Annotated in this window: 19 protein-coding genes; 7 read left to right on the plus strand and 12 right to left on the minus strand. The window is 44.7% G+C overall.

Going from position 1 to position 17677, the window contains the following annotated elements; genetic code table 11:
- Nucleotides 1–82: 82 nt before the first annotated feature.
- The 5 genes from QUA80_RS03405 to QUA80_RS03425 all read right to left on the minus strand — a co-directional run bounded on the left by QUA80_RS03405 (nucleotide 83) and on the right by QUA80_RS03425 (nucleotide 4105).
- Nucleotides 83–1249: an LptF/LptG family permease gene (locus QUA80_RS03405; RefSeq protein ID WP_333421410.1), complete on the minus strand. Its 1167-nt coding sequence runs from the start codon at nucleotides 1247–1249 to the stop codon at nucleotides 83–85.
- Nucleotides 1250–1329: 80 nt separating this feature from the next.
- Nucleotides 1330–2058: an LPS export ABC transporter ATP-binding protein gene (lptB, locus tag QUA80_RS03410; protein ID WP_333421412.1), complete on the minus strand. Its 729-nt coding sequence runs from the start codon at nucleotides 2056–2058 to the stop codon at nucleotides 1330–1332.
- A 173-nt stretch (nucleotides 2059–2231) separates the two neighbouring features.
- Nucleotides 2232–2744: an LptA/OstA family protein gene (locus QUA80_RS03415; RefSeq protein ID WP_333421414.1), complete on the minus strand. Its 513-nt coding sequence runs from the start codon at nucleotides 2742–2744 to the stop codon at nucleotides 2232–2234.
- A 444-nt stretch (nucleotides 2745–3188) separates the two neighbouring features.
- Nucleotides 3189–3596: a DUF309 domain-containing protein gene (locus tag QUA80_RS03420; protein WP_333421416.1), complete on the minus strand. Its 408-nt coding sequence runs from the start codon at nucleotides 3594–3596 to the stop codon at nucleotides 3189–3191.
- Between the two features lie 146 nt (nucleotides 3597–3742).
- Nucleotides 3743–4105: a ferredoxin-thioredoxin reductase catalytic domain-containing protein gene (locus QUA80_RS03425; RefSeq protein WP_333421418.1), complete on the minus strand. Its 363-nt coding sequence runs from the start codon at nucleotides 4103–4105 to the stop codon at nucleotides 3743–3745.
- A 499-nt stretch (nucleotides 4106–4604) separates the two neighbouring features.
- On the opposite strand from QUA80_RS03425, the gene QUA80_RS03430 reads away from it, so the two are divergent.
- Nucleotides 4605–4733, plus strand: a complete 129-nt coding sequence (locus tag QUA80_RS03430) for a hypothetical protein (RefSeq protein ID WP_333421420.1) — start codon at nucleotides 4605–4607, stop codon at nucleotides 4731–4733.
- Nucleotides 4734–4895: 162 nt separating this feature from the next.
- Here QUA80_RS03430 and QUA80_RS03435 read toward each other — a convergent pair whose 3' ends face one another.
- Genes QUA80_RS03435 through QUA80_RS03445 form a run of 3 tightly spaced genes read right to left on the minus strand, consistent with a single transcriptional unit; the run spans nucleotide 4896 to nucleotide 9458 of the window.
- Nucleotides 4896–6347, minus strand: a complete 1452-nt coding sequence (locus QUA80_RS03435; RefSeq protein WP_333421422.1) for a DUF2079 domain-containing protein — start codon at nucleotides 6345–6347, stop codon at nucleotides 4896–4898.
- A 9-nt stretch (nucleotides 6348–6356) separates the two neighbouring features.
- A complete protein-coding gene (locus tag QUA80_RS03440) occupies nucleotides 6357–7907 on the minus strand; it encodes a DUF2079 domain-containing protein (protein WP_333421424.1) in 1551 nt (516 codons plus the stop codon).
- Nucleotides 7908–7916: 9 nt separating this feature from the next.
- Nucleotides 7917–9458 carry a DUF2079 domain-containing protein gene (locus QUA80_RS03445; protein ID WP_333421426.1) on the minus strand — a complete coding sequence of 514 codons (1542 nt, stop codon included), beginning with the start codon at nucleotides 9456–9458 and terminating at the stop codon, nucleotides 7917–7919.
- Between the two features lie 171 nt (nucleotides 9459–9629).
- On the opposite strand from QUA80_RS03445, the gene dxr reads away from it, so the two are divergent.
- On the plus strand, nucleotides 9630–10820 hold the full coding sequence (dxr, locus tag QUA80_RS03450; RefSeq protein WP_333421428.1) for a 1-deoxy-D-xylulose-5-phosphate reductoisomerase: 1191 nt from the start codon (nucleotides 9630–9632) through the stop codon (nucleotides 10818–10820).
- A gap of 308 nt (nucleotides 10821–11128) precedes the next feature.
- Here dxr and QUA80_RS03455 read toward each other — a convergent pair whose 3' ends face one another.
- Entirely contained in the window at nucleotides 11129–11647 is a 519-nt protein-coding gene (locus QUA80_RS03455; RefSeq protein WP_333421430.1) for a phosphoribosyltransferase family protein, read from the minus strand.
- 54 nt (nucleotides 11648–11701) lie between these two features.
- On the opposite strand from QUA80_RS03455, the gene QUA80_RS03460 reads away from it, so the two are divergent.
- A complete protein-coding gene (locus tag QUA80_RS03460; protein ID WP_333421431.1) occupies nucleotides 11702–12451 on the plus strand; it encodes a pentapeptide repeat-containing protein in 750 nt (249 codons plus the stop codon).
- Nucleotides 12452–12611: 160 nt separating this feature from the next.
- Here the strand turns inward: QUA80_RS03460 and QUA80_RS03465 are convergent, their stop codons facing one another.
- The 3 genes from QUA80_RS03465 to QUA80_RS03475 all read right to left on the minus strand — a co-directional run bounded on the left by QUA80_RS03465 (nucleotide 12612) and on the right by QUA80_RS03475 (nucleotide 13989).
- Nucleotides 12612–12812 carry a hypothetical protein gene (locus QUA80_RS03465; protein ID WP_333421433.1) on the minus strand — a complete coding sequence of 67 codons (201 nt, stop codon included), beginning with the start codon at nucleotides 12810–12812 and terminating at the stop codon, nucleotides 12612–12614.
- 586 nt (nucleotides 12813–13398) lie between these two features.
- Nucleotides 13399–13749: a hypothetical protein gene (locus tag QUA80_RS03470; RefSeq protein ID WP_333421435.1), complete on the minus strand. Its 351-nt coding sequence runs from the start codon at nucleotides 13747–13749 to the stop codon at nucleotides 13399–13401.
- A 48-nt stretch (nucleotides 13750–13797) separates the two neighbouring features.
- Nucleotides 13798–13989, minus strand: a complete 192-nt coding sequence (locus tag QUA80_RS03475) for a hypothetical protein (protein WP_333421436.1) — start codon at nucleotides 13987–13989, stop codon at nucleotides 13798–13800.
- Nucleotides 13990–14028: 39 nt separating this feature from the next.
- Between QUA80_RS03475 and QUA80_RS03480 the strand changes: the two genes are divergently transcribed.
- The 4 genes from QUA80_RS03480 to QUA80_RS03495 all read left to right on the plus strand — a co-directional run bounded on the left by QUA80_RS03480 (nucleotide 14029) and on the right by QUA80_RS03495 (nucleotide 17469).
- Nucleotides 14029–14247, plus strand: a complete 219-nt coding sequence (locus tag QUA80_RS03480; RefSeq protein ID WP_333242769.1) for a hypothetical protein — start codon at nucleotides 14029–14031, stop codon at nucleotides 14245–14247.
- 948 nt (nucleotides 14248–15195) lie between these two features.
- Nucleotides 15196–15384, plus strand: coding sequence for a hypothetical protein (locus QUA80_RS03485; protein ID WP_333421438.1), 189 nt, complete (start codon nucleotides 15196–15198; stop codon nucleotides 15382–15384).
- A 711-nt stretch (nucleotides 15385–16095) separates the two neighbouring features.
- Nucleotides 16096–16299, plus strand: coding sequence for a hypothetical protein (locus tag QUA80_RS03490; protein ID WP_333421440.1), 204 nt, complete (start codon nucleotides 16096–16098; stop codon nucleotides 16297–16299).
- A gap of 306 nt (nucleotides 16300–16605) precedes the next feature.
- Nucleotides 16606–17469, plus strand: a complete 864-nt coding sequence (locus QUA80_RS03495) for a calcium-binding protein (RefSeq protein ID WP_333421442.1) — start codon at nucleotides 16606–16608, stop codon at nucleotides 17467–17469.
- The last annotated feature ends 208 nt before the right edge of the window (nucleotides 17470–17677 follow it).

Here is a 17677-nt window from a genome sequence, read left to right on the forward strand (position 1 = left end):
AACGATATGAGCAATTCCCAATACTGCGGGTACGCGAGTGTAAAAGTTCCCAATTAGGCATTCCCAATCTTATTGGTAAAACTTACCTAGAGGCGGCCCGCACCAACAATAATCCCCCGATTCCCAAGCCAAAAGCGATCGGCAACCAAGCCGACAGAATCGGAGTCAAAACAGCTTTCACGCCCATAGAACTGGTGATGAAAGAAAATACGTAGTAAGTAAAAATCACAACTACGCTAATACCAAAACTCGTTCCTCTGCCGGAGCGGCGGGGTTGAGTTCCCAAAGCTGCTCCCACTAAACCAAATACCATGCACACGAAAGGAAAAGCATATTTTTCTTGAATTCGCACCTTTAGTTTTCGAATTTGCGGTTCGTCGCCACTGTTTTTAAGGATATCCAAACGCTCTAAAGCTTGGGCAATGTTCATTTCCTTAAAATCCCGCGCTCTCGCAGCTAAATCTAAGGGCGTGCGGGGGAGTTGCAATTGCTGGTGTTGAAACCTAACTATATTGCGGTAAGAGCCATCAGGAGCTACTATATAAGCGGTTCCGTTGAAAAAATCCCAGGTATTTTCTGAGGGATTCCAAGTAGCGGATTCTGAAGAAACTATTTGATTGAGGCCTGGGGTGGAGCGATCGATAATTGTTAAACCTTTCATTTGCTGGCCGTCAAATTGTTCTGCATAAAAAAAGCGGGCCAGGATTTCGTCGCCGCCTTGCTCTGGTTTGCGAAATTCTGTGTAGATAATATTTCTATCCTGAAATGTCGGTTTTTCTCGCTTCAGGGCTCTGTCTAAAGTCAGAGTAGCTCTGTAGCTGGCGGCGGGTACGACTAACTCTTGCAAAGCAAAAGTGAATCCTGCAACAATTAAACTCATGATCACAGCAGGCAGTATCAATCGGTAAACGCTAACTCCGCAACTGCGGAGGGCGATGAGTTCGCTGTCGCTGGACATTCGGCTGTAGGCCATTAAGGTTGCTAGCAGCATTGACATGGGGAAAGCCAATACTACGAAGTAGGGAATTTGCAGGAGAAAAATTTCTATGGCTGCACCGTAGGGGAGGCCGGATTCTGCTACTCTGCGGACTAATTCAAATAAGGCTCCAACTGTGACGGCGACGGATGTAAAGAGTCCGACGCCAAATAAAAATGGGCCGATTAGTTCTTTGGTAATGTACCAGTCCATTACGGAAATTCTCGGCAGCCAGTTGATGGGATTCAAAGAATTGGATCTTGCTATTTTCATAGTTTGGGGTTTTTGCAGTTGGCTCCTCAATCTAACATCTCAAATCTCAAATTATGGCAATGCGGAATGCCTTCAAAAGACTATCGCACGAAGTTGTCACCTAAGTAATACTGTCGCACTAAAGGGTTGCTGTAGAGTTCTTCTTCAGCCCCGGAGGCTAAAATTTGGCCGTCTCGCATGATGTAGGCTCGATCGGTAATTTCGAGGGTTTCTCGGACGTTGTGATCGGTGATGAGGATGCCGATTTTACGATCGCGCAGTTTGGCAATAATCGTTTGAATTTCGTCTACGGCGATCGGATCGACGCCTGCAAACGGTTCGTCTAAAAATAGGAAGATCGGACCGTCTCGCCCTGCGGCTAATGCTCTGGCCAATTCAGTCCGCCGCCTTTCTCCTCCAGAGATTTGAATTCCCAAACTCGATGCTATTTTTTCTAAGCGAAATTCTTGCAATAGGAAATCGACTCGCTCTCGCCATTCCCAACGCGGCACTTGAGTTTGTTCTAAGACTAATAAAATGTTGTCGCGCACGCTCATGTTCCGGAAAATGCTTGCTTCTTGAGCGAGATAGCCTATTCCCAAATGCGCTCGCTGGTGCATCGGCAATTTAGTGATATTTAAATCGTTGAGCCAAACAGTTCCTTGATTGGGTTTTTCTAATCCGGTTGCTATATAAAACGTTGTGGTTTTGCCTGCCCCGTTGGGGCCGAGCAGTCCTACGATTTCTCCTTGGGCTACCGAAAGGTTGACGCGACTGACTACATTGCGTTTTCCGTAGGATTTGTGGATATTTTCGAGTACAATTTTCATTTTCGCTCCCGGCAACCTCTACAAGCTAAATTTCCGACTGCGGCTTTGTGCGATCGAGTCTGAAGTTGATATTTTACAATCTTCACCTTCTTAATTATTTAAAGGCGAAATTTCGCATCTATCCCAAGTAGTATGTTTTTACTGATGCGAAATTTCGCTGCCACCAGCTATTTTTACCTGGGAGCTGTTCGAGGTCTTGCGGGCGGTTTAACAGCGGGCTGAGGATTTACTGGGGGACGTGGCGAGCCAACTGCATTTTGGGCTGCTGCATCTTGTTCCGGGGGAACCAGATAGACAGATTCTACCTGTCCTGGGTTGTCTGGCAGGGCAATAAACCGCCCTTCGTCGATGAGGTATGTTATGGTTTCGCCGCGCAGGCTGTTGCCCTGCTGCAATACGTAAACATCTCCGCTGAGAATGATCCGGCGCTCGCGGCTGAAATATTGAGCTTGAGCTGCAGTTGCTTGTATTTGGCGGGCTGGATAGTTGATTTGGACGTTGCCGCGGGCTGTCACGATGCCGGTTTTGGAGTCGGCTTCTTGAATGTCCGATCGCACGCTGAGAGTGCGCGGGGGCCCGGCTTGCGGGTAGGTGGGAGAGGCGATCGCGCCTGCCAGAGTGAGGGGCAACAGCAGCGATAATCCTTTGAATATTCCGGAATTGAGTAGTTTAGCGGAGGGCATCATAAGCTTGGAGCCTCAAAATTTGTGAAATTGCTCAACGGCATTACCTCCAGTTTTGACACTGACAGATAAGCTACTAAGCTACCGGCAGCATTTAACTTGCCTGTTGAGACTGAGTAAAGGTCGCCGGACACGGCATCTACATTTTTCTCTATGGAGATTAGATGCACGACAGCTTATCAGTTAGGTATTTTATTTTAACGGCCAGAAAGATTCTCGTGAGGATAATTGATTGACCCGAGAGTCTCAATCAATTATCCTAGCAAGACAACAGCCAATAAAATTAGCTGTTTTGCTCAGTGGCTGGAACTGTCTTGACGGAACCGGCAAGATGCTCGTTCCAGAGCAAATCAATCTGCTTGTGGAGCCGCCAACAAAGCCCGGTCTCCTCTGTATAGAGGCAAAATCTGCTGCACACCCCAATACAAACATTTATTTAACCTTGATTTAACTTTTTGGTACTTTGATAATTCGCGGCAATTGCAAGCCTGCAACTTCTGTACCTGCGAACAAGGGTACAAAATTAGCTACTTCTTCCGGGCCGGCTTGTTGCAAAGCGCTCAAAAGTTCAGCACTTTGTCCGAGCAAGTCTTCAACCGAAATTCCGGTATAAGTCTGCTGATAATAACTGAGCCGATTTATTCCTTCTCCCAGCAAGATTACTGCACCGCGCCAGTTTTGATTTGCTAAGTGATAAAGCGCTACCGCAATTTGCAATATTCCCTGATAAAACCTTTTTTCCGGCTCGCCTGCTTCCATCCACAAAGCCTCGAAAGTATCGTGACAAGCGTAAAATTCTTGGCTGTTAAACTGTTCGATACCTTGCCAAAAGTCGAGCGGGATTTCCTCTGTCATTTGATTGCAGATTGGGGATGTTCGATTGAGGGCGTGTGTTTGAGTAGGCGGCGATCGGTTTTTTTTAATAGCTAAGTCTTAAAAAGAGGAAAAATAACGACCTTTTTTCCAAACTGCTGCCATTTCACGACCGCCTACTTAACCGATTACATTGTTTCTCTGACAGCTTGAATCTGATCCATTCCAATTTCCTGCTTAGTTCCAGCGAAATCGTTATCTGGCATCAGAAATAACATACAGTGACACTCTTTGCGCTCGCGCATGGGAATGCAGGGACAGTTCCAGTAGGCGGCTTTGACTTCGGCTTCTTTATCTTCGTAGTGGCGACAAGGGCATAAGGGAGCACCTAGTTCGTCCTTGTGCTTTGCTAGTCCTTCTATCACGACAGCAGTGACGGAAGGCTCGGAACAAAAGTAAGTTCCCGTGCGCTTGGCGTAGGTTTCGGAGAAATTCTTCATCGCCTCCAAAGTTTTTTGATTGGAGAGTTTAGACTTTTCTGTTGTGTTCATAGTTAAGGATCGGAGTTGAGGATGCTACGAGCTTTTGACAATTGTACCGCAGAATGTGATTTTAAACACTTGATATTTCTGTTTACTTACAAAGAGGAAAACCTTGACAAAAATTGAGTGTTAGGTGGTCGGTTTTTTAGTGCTGTTTGTCTATGCCGGACGGTTCGGGAAATTGGCTGCAGACCGGGTTTTTGGAGCTGCCAAAAGACTTCGGCAGTCGATCGCCCTCAAAATTCGTCCCCCAAAGGGGATAAAAATCGGATAAAATAGCAGGGCGCTGTCGGTGTTAGCGGCATTTTATGGCAACTTCCCTTACCGCACCCGCAGCAAAAAATCTGCTTCCTCTGGGCTGATTTGACCCGCTAACACGGATCTAGTCGGATTAGTGTCAGAATTGACCCCCCGCACTGTTAGTTATCTGTACCTGCTGTCTGTTAGAGGTTTGCACGCTTGGTTTTGAGGTCGAGTACAGCAAACTGACCCGTATTTATCGCAACTTTTGCACGATGAACAGTCAGAAAAAGCGTTTGCTATTTCGGGATTAGAAGGTGATTTGCTCTCCGGCGGCAAAGAATTTCAGCTTTTGGGCGATCGAATTTATCGCTGGTACGTAACAGGACTTTCTTAGTTTGGTAACTCCTACAAACTTTAGTAGCAAAAGCAATCATTTCCGTTTGCCAGTTCCCGAATAAGTTTTGTAAACAGTCCTGGTTAGCGTGCCTCGATGACTGAATCAGATTTATTTTACCAAGCGCGAAGGCGCAAAGGGCGAAAAAGAGGAAAACCTGATTTATTTGTTAGAATTTTGGGTAAATAGATATATGTCATCCCGCTGATATTTGAGTTGAAATTGAGGGTTATTTTGGAGTTGAGTTACTAAGTTTTTAACAAACTCTCGATCGCTCATCCAGCCGGGGTAGCGCTGGTTCACCAATACATATTCAAATTCTGCGAGATTTGCAGGTGGCGCGTGAGCTTGAGTTAATTTTACTAGAGGGCGGTGCGTTAAGTGCGGAGCAATGTGAGAAGTTGTTAAAACACTGCCTTTGGTGTTGACGAGAGCGATGGCTTCTCTGGTAGCTGGCAAAGTGTCGAGCGAATCTAAATAAATAGTCCAAAAATAGCCGTATTTTCCTAGAGCTAAGAAAGCAATCAACGACCAAATTACAATGACTCTAGGCAATGGATAATTAGGAATTGGCAATCTATCAAATATTGTCTTTCCGTGTTGCTGGTTTCTCTCTGCTAAACTAGAAATTACGGCAACCAACAAAAATGGCAATATCGGAATAGAATATTGATGAATCAAATCGCGCTGAGCGGGGATATCGGAAAGAATATTCATCGCCAACATCGGTACAGCACTAATTAAAGGTGTCAAGTGACGCGGCGAAATCCACCAAATTACAGGCAAAACTAATAACGCTAAATATTCAAAAGTATCCCAAGAAAATAAACGCCATAAAATGAGATTTGGTTTCAATATTAAATTTACAGCAATTTCTAAAACTGAATTACCTAAATATCCATAGCGCCCGATTCCCGCGTGTTCTCTTCCCTGATTAAAATACGGTATAACTGCCTGAGTAGCTACCAGGAACCAACCCGCGCCGAGAAATAAAGCGATGAGTCCACAATTACGCTTTTTTTCAAAAAACAACAGCCACAAACCCATCGCAGCCACGGTTAAAGATAACACGGCTTTGCAGCTCAAAACTAATACAATGGCAGCACAAAACCATACTGTTTTATTCAGCCGTGCAGCTAAGATTGCTGCTAAGAGTGCTGGCAAAGCAATTACTTCCGGGTGGAAGTCGAACAGATTGACGTTAAATACTAATGGATAGAGGAGGTAAATACAGGCGATCGCCCAAGCTATGCTATTATTTAATCCGGCTTGACGCGCCAAACTCCAAGTCGGCAAAGCACCCAATGCTAGGGAAACTGCTTGCACTAACAACAGCCAATGTACCTCGGGATATATTTTGTAAAGCAAAGCCACAAAATACATCACCCAAGCGGCGTGATTCCCCATGTGATGAATTTCGAGAAATGACGAAAACGGCGTTTGTCCCTGACTGATTAAATAAGCTACTTGGTCGTAAATTCCCAGTTCAAAAGCGTTGGACTCAAACAGGGCGTGCCGCGTGCTGCTGCAAAGGAAAAATATTAGAGAAAAAAGGGCGATCGACACAATGACAGGATAATACTTTAGATTATTCAAAGAGTTTAATTTATTCATTAATACTACTTACTTTATGATTTTGTTAAACAAAAAAACATCGTCTTGCTGATAGCTTATTTGAAACAGTGAAGATTTTTGAAGTTGAGCAGCTACACTCACAGCAGTATCGGCAGTATCGTGCCAAGGATGGCGCAAATTTAGCAGTATATACTCAAATTCATTTAAACTTTGTCCGTTAGCAACTTGATGCAGCAATTTTATTGTTGAACGGTGAGCGAGATGAGTTGCTAGGGAATTATCAGTTAAAACATTGCCTTTAGTTTGCACGAGATTAATTGCCTGCCTCGTCGCTTGCCAATTATCAAGAGACTCTAAATAAACTGTCCAGAAGTAGCCGTACTTTGCCAAAATCACGAAAACTAACAGCGACCACAAAATCAACAAGTTTGACAAATTGGAAAACCACAATTGTACCCACCTCCATCTGGGGGTAGTCCAGATATTTTTAATAGGTTTAATAGAAATGCTTTTCGATATTTGCTTCCCAAATCGAGGAATCCAGTTGCGGTGATTCCACAGATAATTGTCGGCATTTTTACCAAAATTATTCCCTCTTTTCTCTCTGTCTGCTAGGGTAGAAATTACAGCAATTAATATAAAGGGAAATATGGGTACAGAATACTGGTGGATCAAATCTCGCTGAGCCTCAATATCCGAAAGAAGATTCATCAATAGCATGGGTAAACCAGCAATTAATGGCGACAGGTGCCGCGGGGAAAGCCACCAGATTACAGGCAAAAATAACAAAGTTAAATATCCCAAAGTATCTGCTGAAATCAGCCGCCCCGCTACTAGATGAGGTTTTAGAATTAAATTAATACCAATCTCAAAAACCGAGTTTCCCAAATAATGATATCGCCCGATACCTGCGTGTTGCTTGCCCTGATTGAAATAGGGTACAATGGTTTGAGTTGCAATCAAAAACCAAGCCGCCCCGAGAAATATAGCTATCAGTCCGCACCTGCGCGTTTTTTCAAATAAAAACAGCCAGATACCCATCATTAGAACTGTCAAAGATAGCACGGCTTTGCAGCTTAAAATTAATAGAATGGCGGCACAAAACCACAATATTTTATCAAGTCTAGCTGCTAAGACTGCGGCTAAAATTGCTGGCACAGCAATTACTTCGGGGTGGAAGTCAAAAAGATTGACATTAAATACTGCGGGGTAAAGCAGATATGCGGCTGCAATTGCCATTGATGTTCTTTCATTTAGGCCAGCTTGACGTGCTAGACTCCAACTAGGCCAAGCACCTAACGCTAGGGAAACAGCTTGCACTAATAAAAGCCAGTGAACGTCTGGATATATTTTGTAAAGTAAAGCTAGCGGGTAGAAAATAAATGCTGCGTGATCGCCCAAAATGTTGATTGCCATTAAAGAGGAAAATGGGGTTTGATTTTGGGATATTAAATAAATTGCTTGGTCAAAAATTGCTAAATCGAATGCTGTTGAATGAAACAAAGCGTGGCGCGCGCTGCTGGTGGCAAAAAGGATTAGGGTTGCTACACCTACCATCCATGCTACAGGGTGAATTTTTTTCTGTTTTAAATCGATCATTTTAAATTATTATCTATAGCCAAATTTTTGAAATAGCAAAACATCATTTTTATGATATTTTAATTTAAAGTTGGGAGATTTTTTGAGGTAATTTGCCGTGCGATCGCCTATTTCTTTAGTGTCGGGCCACGGATGGCGCAAATTCAACAGTACAAAGTCAAAATTAACCGAATCCGCCTCGGAGGAAATTTGCGAAAGTGCCTTAATTGTCGATCGGTGAGCCAAGTGGGGGGCAAGTCGGTTGTCGGTTAAAACGCTAGCTTGTGGCTGAATTTGGCTGACAGCTTCCCGCGTCGCTTGCGCCGTGTCGGCGCGATTTAGATACAGCCAAAAATCCTTATATTCGCCCAAAAATAAGAAAACTATTAACGACCACACAATTATTGTTTTTGAAGTATTTAAATTAGGAATTGAGAATTGGGAATGAGTAATTGGTATTTTTTCTCCTTCTCGTTTTTCCTTCTTGCTTCTTCCTGCTTCTGTCGAGATAACTGCTAACAATAAAAATGGAATTACTGGCAGCGAATACTGATAAGCAAAACTGCGCTGAAACGGTTCTTCAGAAAGGACATTCAAAACTAAAGTCGGCAGCGCGCCAACCAGAGGCGTTAAATAGCGAGGGGAAAGCCCCCAAATCACGGGTAAGATCGATAAAAATAGATATTTAAGAGTGTCGAGAGACAAAACTTTTCCTAAAACTAACCCAGGCTTTAATAGCAAATTTGCAGCAATTTCTAATACGGAGCTTCCCAGATAAGCATAGCGCCCGACGCTGCCGGATTCAGTCCCCCTAAAACCTGGAATAATTGCTTGAGTCACAATTAAGAACCACGCTGTGCCGGCAATAATAGCAAAAAGTGCGATCGCCCTTTTTACTCTGTTTTTCCCAGATAAACTTTCCCGATCGAAGAGTAGCAGCCACAAACCCATCGCCGCCACAGTCAAAGATAAAACCCCCTTGCAGCCCAAAATCAAAATGACCGCAGCACAAAACCGCCAAGGTTGGCTCAAGCGCGCCGCCAAAATCGCCCACAAAATAGCAGGTAAAGCTATAACTTCCGGGTGAAAATCAAACAAATTAATGTTGAAAACCACTGGATAAAGCAAATAAACCGCTGCCATTGCCGCCGATTTTTTATGATTCAAACCAGCTAGACTTGACAAACTCCAAACAGGCAAAGCACCCACAGCTAAAGCAACAGCTTGTACCCCAAAAAGCCAGTGAACGTCGGGAGATATTTTGTATAATAATGCTAGAATATAAAAAATCAAACTAGCGTGATCGCCCATAATGTGAAATCCCAAAAATGAGGAAATCGGCGGCTTTCCCTGGGCGATTAAATAAATAACTTGGTCGAAAATGCCTAAATCCCAAGCGGTTGATTGAAATAAAGCGTGCCGCCAACTGCTGCACAAAAAGAAGATGGCAGCAGCCGCACCTGTCATCAAAATTACACTCGGCGGAAACAATTGAGCTGGGGGTAATTTGTCCGGAAGTATGCTGCGGCTTTCCTCGCTGGAGATACTAAGATTTTCTGAGGAGTTTTGCATAAAAACTGGGACTAGCTGACCGTTCTAAATATCATTTACTCAATAGTCTGCCCAGGAGGACGGAAGTTTGTACCCTTGTAGGTACCCGCCAGAATTTGTTCGGGCAAACTTTTACTAATTTTAATCCCCGCAATCGTAATATTAGAATAGCCCAAAAAACATTAAACAATTGTGAAAGCAATAACTCTTCTCGGCTCCACAGGCTCCATCGGCACTCAGACTCTGGATATTGTAGCTCAATACCCCGATCAATTCCGGATTGTCGGCTTAACCGCCGGACGAAATGTAACGTTGCTGTCCCAGCAAATTCGCCAGTTTCGACCGGAAATTGTTGCGATTTGCAACGAAGATAAATTACAGGAATTGAAGGAGGCGATCGCAGACATCGATCCTCAACCTATTTTACTTGCGGGCGAGTCAGGCGTTGTCGAAGTTGCCAAATATGGCGACGCTCAAGCCGTCGTCACTGGCATAGTTGGCTGTGCCGGTTTGCTGCCAACAATTGCTGCTATTGAGGCAGGCAAAGATATCGCCTTAGCCAATAAAGAAACATTAATAGCTGGTGGCCCCGTTGTCAACCCCCTGATCGAAAAATACGGTGTTAAAATACTGCCCGCTGATTCGGAACATTCGGCTATTTTTCAGTGCCTCCAAGGTGTTATTGCTGGCGGGTTGCGGCGAATTATTCTCACAGCTTCGGGGGGCTCTTTTCGAGATTTGCCGATCGACAAGTTAGCAGAAGTAACAGTAGCTGATGCTTTGAAACATCCGAATTGGTCGATGGGGCAGAAAATCACGATCGATTCTGCTACTTTGATGAATAAAGGATTAGAAGTAATTGAAGCTCATTACTTGTTCGGGATGGATTATGACGATATTGATATTGTCATCCATCCTCAAAGCATAATTCACTCGTTAATTGAGCTGCAAGATACGTCTGTTTTGGCACAATTGGGATGGCCGGATATGCGCTTGCCGCTGCTTTACGCTTTGTCTTGGCCGGAGCGAATTCATACAGATTGGGAACGGCTGGATTTGGTAAAATCTGGGGATTTGACTTTCCGAGAACCAGATCATGAAAAGTATCCCTGTATGCAGTTAGCTTATGCGGCTGGACGTGCAGGCGGTTCGATGCCAGCGGTGCTGAATGCGGCAAACGAACAGGCGGTAGCGCTATTTTTGGAGGAGAAGATTCAGTTTTTGGATATTCCGAAGTTGATTGAGAAGGCTTGCGAAAAACATCAAACCGATAACTGTCAAAGTCCGGCTTTAGACGATATTTTGGCGGCGGATACGTGGGCGCGGCAGGAAGTTTTGGCAGAGAGTATGGAATTGGGCGATCGCATTCTTTTGGTTCGCTAATTGTATCCCCAGACTTGCACTTACTCACAAGCCCCCCGGGGAATTAATTCCCCCTCTCATAGCTAAAGTCGGTTGAAACTGAAAGGTTGCACCATTCTCAATAATCCTTTTACGAACAGGCTTTCCGGCCCGTTAAGGAAGACTGGTACAAAATGTTAGTTGAAACCGACTGCCCAACCTTAATAAATATTCAGTTTTATTTGAGAATAATTTAGCTATGAGACAGGGGTGTCAACCGCCTGCAGACTATGCAAAAAAGTGCAACATACCGCCAAAAGCCTATTAAAAATAGACTGGATTTTAGTCTTTTATTGACTAACTCCCAACTTTGCCGCAAAATCAGCGGCACTCATCTTTTCGTAGATTTCAAAAGGTTGGTGAATCCAAGGATTATCGGCTAAATAATCCACATAATAATCGGGCACCGCTACCGAACAAGCCTTGTACCAAAGCACAGCAGTCCGAATTTCCTGAATATCCTCGCCGTAGCGGTTCTTCAGCCAAGCAATACTTTGCTGCAAACTAATTCCCGAATCCACCAAATCGTCAACCAGGAGAATGCGGCTGCCCAAATTATCGCCCACCATGGTCAAATCGCGCGCAAACTCGATCGCACCCCGGACTTTTCCCTCGTCCCCACCATAGGACGAGGCCGCTAAAATCGCCAGAGGTTTGTCGAAAATCCGCGACAGAGTATCTCCAACCCGCAGCCCTCCCCTAGCCAGACAGACAATTCGATCGAATTTCCACTGAGATTCATCAATTTGTACAGCCAAATCCTCAATTTTCCGATGGTATTCTGACCAAGAAACGTAAAGGTCGCTCATGCCTAATATTATTGAAATATCAAAGATATTATTAAGTATTTGGGGGGCAATGACATGAATGCAGACGAACTTCTCAGACGGTATGCAGCCGGAGAACGAGTTTTTCACAAAGTAGACCTGAGCGGTGCCAATATGTCAAGGACTAATTTGCGCGATATTGACCTGAGTCAAGCTAATTTAAAAGGTGCAAATTCGATCGGCCTCACCCTCTACAGAGCCAATCTGTATCAAGCAGATATCAGCCAAGCCAACCTCTCCCAAGCCAACCTCATGTCCGCTAATTTCGGCGAATGCCAGGCCGTGGGAGCGAACTTGAGCGGAGCCATTTTGCGGAGTGTCCTGCTCACCGCAGCCAATTTAACGGGGGCGAGTCTCAGGGGTGCAGATATGAGAGATGCAAACCTTCAGCGGGCAATTTTGATTCAAGTTTATGCAGTTAACGCTAACTTGCAAGGTGCAAACTTGACAGAAGTAAAACTTTGCGGAATTAACCTCAGCAAAGCCAATTTAACCGATGCCAACTTAACACAAGCCGATCTCAGCGATGCTAATCTAACTCAAGTAAATCTGAGCTGGGCAAATTTGACCGAAGCAAATCTGGAAAAAGCGGATTTGAAGGGAGCCGATTTGAGCGGAGCTAACTTGAGCTGTGCAAATCTCCATCGAGCCGATTTGAGCGGAGTTACTCTCAAGGGAGCAAATCTCCGGGGAGCAAACTTGCATCAAGCAAATTTGCGCGGGACAAATTGGAATGAAGCGAATCTGAGAGAGGCGATGATGCCTGACGGCAAAATCTCTGAGTAAATAAGCTGCAAAACAGAAGTTAAAACCGAAGGGTGCTTGTAGCGCACCCTAAATTTAGCGTAATTCCTGATTTTTTTAAGGGAATTTAATTCTGCCTTCATGTTACAGTCCATTGAAAGACGAGTGGCAAAAATTTGGGGGCCACAGTTTAAGCTACAACTTAAGCTACAACTTTCAGCCAGCCCCGGCGAACGGCGTGGAGCAAGCGGTTGATGGCTGTGTGATCTTCTTCTGTAAGACAGTCATTTAACAGGGCTGTCTTGAGCTGTTCTCGGTGAGTAGAAGTCAGCAGACCGGAGTGATAGACCTGAAAGACTAGCTCTGCAATAGTAAATTGAGGTAAAAACGTTTGGGTCATCATCTGTTTTTTTTTACTGACTTTTGACAGTATTGACTGATTTCCCCAACATTTATGTGATTCAAATACGCGAGTAAATGTGATCGATTGGGTCTTAATTGGTGATTTGTGTCAGCCGGAGTAGGGGATCGAATGTTTACTCAATCGCCTTGCGAGTCAGAACACAAACCCCGTCATGATTCCTCGGTTTTGGCAACTCCGAAATCTCTACTTTTTGTCTAGATACCTTGACAAAAAATTTAATATTTATTTATTTATAGATTGCGAATGGCGGGTAATTAATGAGTGCTAACTAAATAGATCCACTTACTTAAACGTAAAACTTTTACGGTGTTCAGACATCTGTTTTGATTGCATTTACTGAATGTCTGGGTGTGGGGGTTTTTCCGTGTATCTACTTAATGACTGGTGACTGGAGGCTACTGACTGCTGACTGCTTCATATCAAAAATCCCGGCTTCTTCAAGGAACCGAGTTCGAGCTTTGCGATCGCCGCACAATTTTTTGTTGAGAAGGTTAATGGAGCGACACACTCGCGGAAATCTGATTGCTGGCGAAGCTATACAGGAAAGAAACTAGAAATACCGATCTCAACTGCCTGTGTCAGAGGACTCATCGGACATCCTCACCCATCCGCGACGGATGGCGTGAAGCAGGCGGTTGACTGCATTTCGGTCCTCGGCGCTGAGAGCGCTTTCGCAGATGGCGCGCAGTCGGTGGCTTTGAGTGCGAGTCAGATTGCCTGAATGGGTGACTTGATAAAACAGTTGAGAGATCGCGCGATCGGATTTTAAACTCAGAACTTGCATGAAATCTCGTTGAACTGCACGATTATAATATCGAGCATTTGAGAATAGAGTAGGGTGATTGCAGCAGGCTAAGCTGTGCGATCGTTCTTGGCTCAACTTGTGACCGAAGTCTCCGATTATACGTGAGTTCACTCACAGAGAACGAGAGACCTCGATCGCGCTGTGATTGCGGCGGTAGCCTCATTGGAGTAAACCTCGAAAACTTCTGAGCCCAAGACTTTGAGCGCCCCGCGCCACTGGGCAGCGGGATTGCGTCCGTTCGACATCGGAGGCTATGGACTCGAAAAGCTGTGAAACTTTGAGTTTTCGACAGTTGCAGCCGAGGGCCGAAAGTTGCGATCGGCGAGCCGCACCCTGAGATACAATAATCATAAATACTTCTATGCCATCTGTAAGCAGGCAGGTAACACAATGATAATTATTAGCTACTTTTCAGTTGCCTTAATCGTTTTTCTTGTTTGGTTCAAAAGTTTTTGGAACGATAAGGCTACATCTAAAAAAGACTTGATATCTTGGATAGCCTTAATAATCGGACCTCTGGCTTGGCCTGTTGTTCTGCCCCTATCCCTTTTGCAAATTACCAGCAAAAAGTCGGTTGTACAAACAGCTCAAGGCGAGCAAAAAATATAATAAATAAATTGTGGAAGTAACTGACTCAAACACAGTCGGTTATCTCGTCATAAAATATCCCCAGTGCCTCGCTCGTCGCAGCGAGTAAATTATCTTGTTTTTTTTAGGGTAAAATTTTGCACCTAGAAGGTTTAATTAAATAAAACTTCTGAATCTCCCAACAGTATTTTTTGACCGCTCTCACATTCTGATTTATGCTTTTTGACGCCTACTTTTATTGTGTCACATCGTGATTTAATGCTGCTGCTGAGTCAACATTGTCAGACCAAATTTGTCCGACAGCGACCGCAACATTTGTTTCAAAAAAAAAATATCTGCCACTTCTACCAAGCTCAAACTTAATAAGCAATGTAAGTAGAGCGGTACGAAAAAAAATAATATCTTCTAGGGGCGGGTTAAGCGAATATCTTTAAAAGCCGGCAGTTTATTGCTGGACTCAGCCGCCCTCCATTCTGATAAGTCGGTTTATTTTCACCTACATACTTAACACGGTCTGTTGCTTGTAAAAGTATAACTTTAGACATATTTTAGCGTTGCGTTGACCAACTGAATAAGTTTTATGACGTCCGGCGGCTCCGTACCATTTATCGAATTTGAGAAAATCATTGCCAGATGTGGAAAAATAGATAAAATCTTTACCATGCAAGCTTTTGAGGCTATAGGCTTTCAAATTTTAGCGGCTGCCAACAGGAAATTGTAGAGTTTGATATCGCCCAAATTGCCTAACTCTTACCCCAGTTAGATACACAAGTAAAGGCAGAGACTGCAATATGAAACAGGCAACAACAAATCTTTCAAATCTCAAGCAGGACTTGTTGTATGCGATCGGGCATCAAGAGTTCATAACGCGATCGGAGTTTTGAGAGGTGTTGGGTTTTTGGGAACTTATCAAAAAAAGTGCCGTCACTGTATCAAACTTTGCTATTTGCACAAAAAGTTGGAGTAAAAATGAACCAAGTGTCTGAGAAGCGAATTTATCGAATTCTTAATCTAGTGTCGCTGCTAGCGCTGACCTACTATGCAGCTACTTCTATCAATTACATTTTCGAGCGCGACCCTCACATCTACAGCTACGACAGCCAGACCAATTCCAATGCGTCAACAGCGCAACTTGAAGCACGCCGCTCTGCGGAATAGTACAGCTTGTTTATGAAGGCCGAACCAAATTTCCGGAAAATTGCTAATTGTTAATGAGCAGCTCGAAGTTAACAATTAGCAAGAAGATATTTGGTTAAAGCAAAATATTGTTAAGTTAAATTGTCAAATCTCATTATATAAAAACTTACAGACGCTCGGGGTGGCTTGTCACCCTCAAGAGTCGCTGGAGGGCGATCCGAAGATTTCTCTGTTCTACATTGTGTCGCAAACCAACAGAAAATTAAGATGCGCTGCTGCTGATTCTCAGCTTTGAGAGTACCGTCAGAACTCTAGCGGGCCACGCCAAATCCAAACTTCATCACACAAGCGCTGGATTGTCTGGATGGATCTCGCTCATAGCTGAAATCAGCTATTTTTGTTGAAAAACCGGGTTGTTTCGAGAAAATCTGCCGTCTCGCGAGGGATATAACAGTCCTGGACGGAAAAACCCGGTCTCTGCACGTAATTTGGTCATATACCCTCGAAGTTGACAACGAGAAACCGGGTTTTTTCGGAAGCGTGCGTCTAGGACTGTATAGGTTAAAAAATCAAGGCAATGGGCCTCAAGAGTGGGTTCAAGAGTGTGTTGGAGATAAGTAAATTGCCACTAAAACCAGTAACTCCAGCAGCTTAAATCGCTTTATAGGGCTAGGTTTGATTGAATAGGACCCGCAAGTGCGCGGGCTTGCTTTGAAAGCCAGCTAAAAAATTTTGATTTCTGGGGAACTATTAGCGGAAGTCAAAAGTCTGGTCAAGCAGAGTATACTGAAAAATCGCAACTCAGTTACAGCCCCTTTGCGGGCGATCGAACTCTCCGGCGATCGACAGTTGCCAACGACTGCGGTAGAACTTCTCAATCTTGAGAGTATACTCCCATTAAAAATGGTCTCTGTGTGTTTTCCGGCTATTGTTTAAAAAATGACTAGCCACACCGACCGTCAGTATGGTAAACTCGCAAACGTTTAACTGGAATATTTTCGTGTTACAGGAGGCAGTGGTGGAGTCGAGAGTCAAAAGCAGGAAACAACCGAGATTTGCTGCTCCACGAAGACAGAATTCAACTCGCGCTCTCAGGCTCGCTGCTGACAATTTAAATTACATGACAGCTTATAGCAGCCGGGTCAATTAGGGTCTCAACCGATGTCCGGTTTCATTTATTGAATCCCTTTGGAGGGAAAAGTGTATTGTAGAAAAATGATTGATTTTTTAGGAGGAGTGTAAATGACACAGGTAACTAATCCAACACAACCAGCAAGTTCACTATCAGGTGGTGTAGGTGGCGGTGGCTTTACCGTTATCGGCACCCAAGGTGACAACAGGTTGAACGGCAGCGCTGGCAGCGATATCATCCAGACTTTTGCGGGCGCTGATGTCATCGCTGGTGGCAGTGGCAACGAGCTGATTCTATCGGGCGGCGGCAATGACAGTGTCGGTGGCGGCGACGGCAACGATACCATCCTTTCAGGCAGCGGCGCCGATGTGGTCGCTGGCGGCAGCGGCAACGATTTCATCTTTGCCGGTAAAGGTGACGACCTCGTAGACGGCGGCGACGGCGATGACTTGATTTCTGGCGACAGAGGCAACGACACCGTACTCGGCGGAGGTGGGAACGATACAGTCTTTGGCGGCCAAGGCAATGATGTTGTCAGCGGCGGCGACGGCAATGACAGCCTGTACGGCGGTAAAGACAACGATACTGTCAATGGCGGTTCTGGCAATGACTTTATCTCTGGCGACAGAGGCGCTGATGTCCTCACAGGCGGTGCTGGCAGCGATACGTTCTACTTCTTCTCCAGCGGTGGCGATTACCCCGTAGACACGATCACAGACTTTACCCCAGGCGAAGATAAGATCCGCTTGAAATCGGGTGGTGTGTTCTCTGGTTTGGGCACCAGCTTCGAGGCCAGCGAGTTTGTTGTCATTTCTGGTTTCAACGCAGCGGCCCCAGGAACCAACACGACGAACAAGTTGATCTACGACCCAACAAGCGGTGCGTTGTACTTCAACGGCGGCAGCGGAGTGCTAACTGTTGCTCAGTTGCAGACTGGCTTGACGATTACCTCCAGCAACTTCGAGTTGTTCTAAAACAACTGGCAGTTGTGGGGCGGCACCGAATAAGATTTGGGGCTGTTCTCACAAAGCCAGTAGTTTTAAAGGATTTCAACCTCACTCTGCCACAAGCGGGGTGAGGTTGAAATATTCAATGCAGGAACTGAAGCAGGGGCAGTTAAAAAAATCGATCGACAGTTATTGATAAAATTAATCGATCGCCCGCTAGGGCAAAATATAAATA

Source organism: Microcoleus sp. F4-D5 (assembly GCF_036704885.1).
Lineage (GTDB): Bacteria > Cyanobacteriota > Cyanobacteriia > Cyanobacteriales > Microcoleaceae > Microcoleus.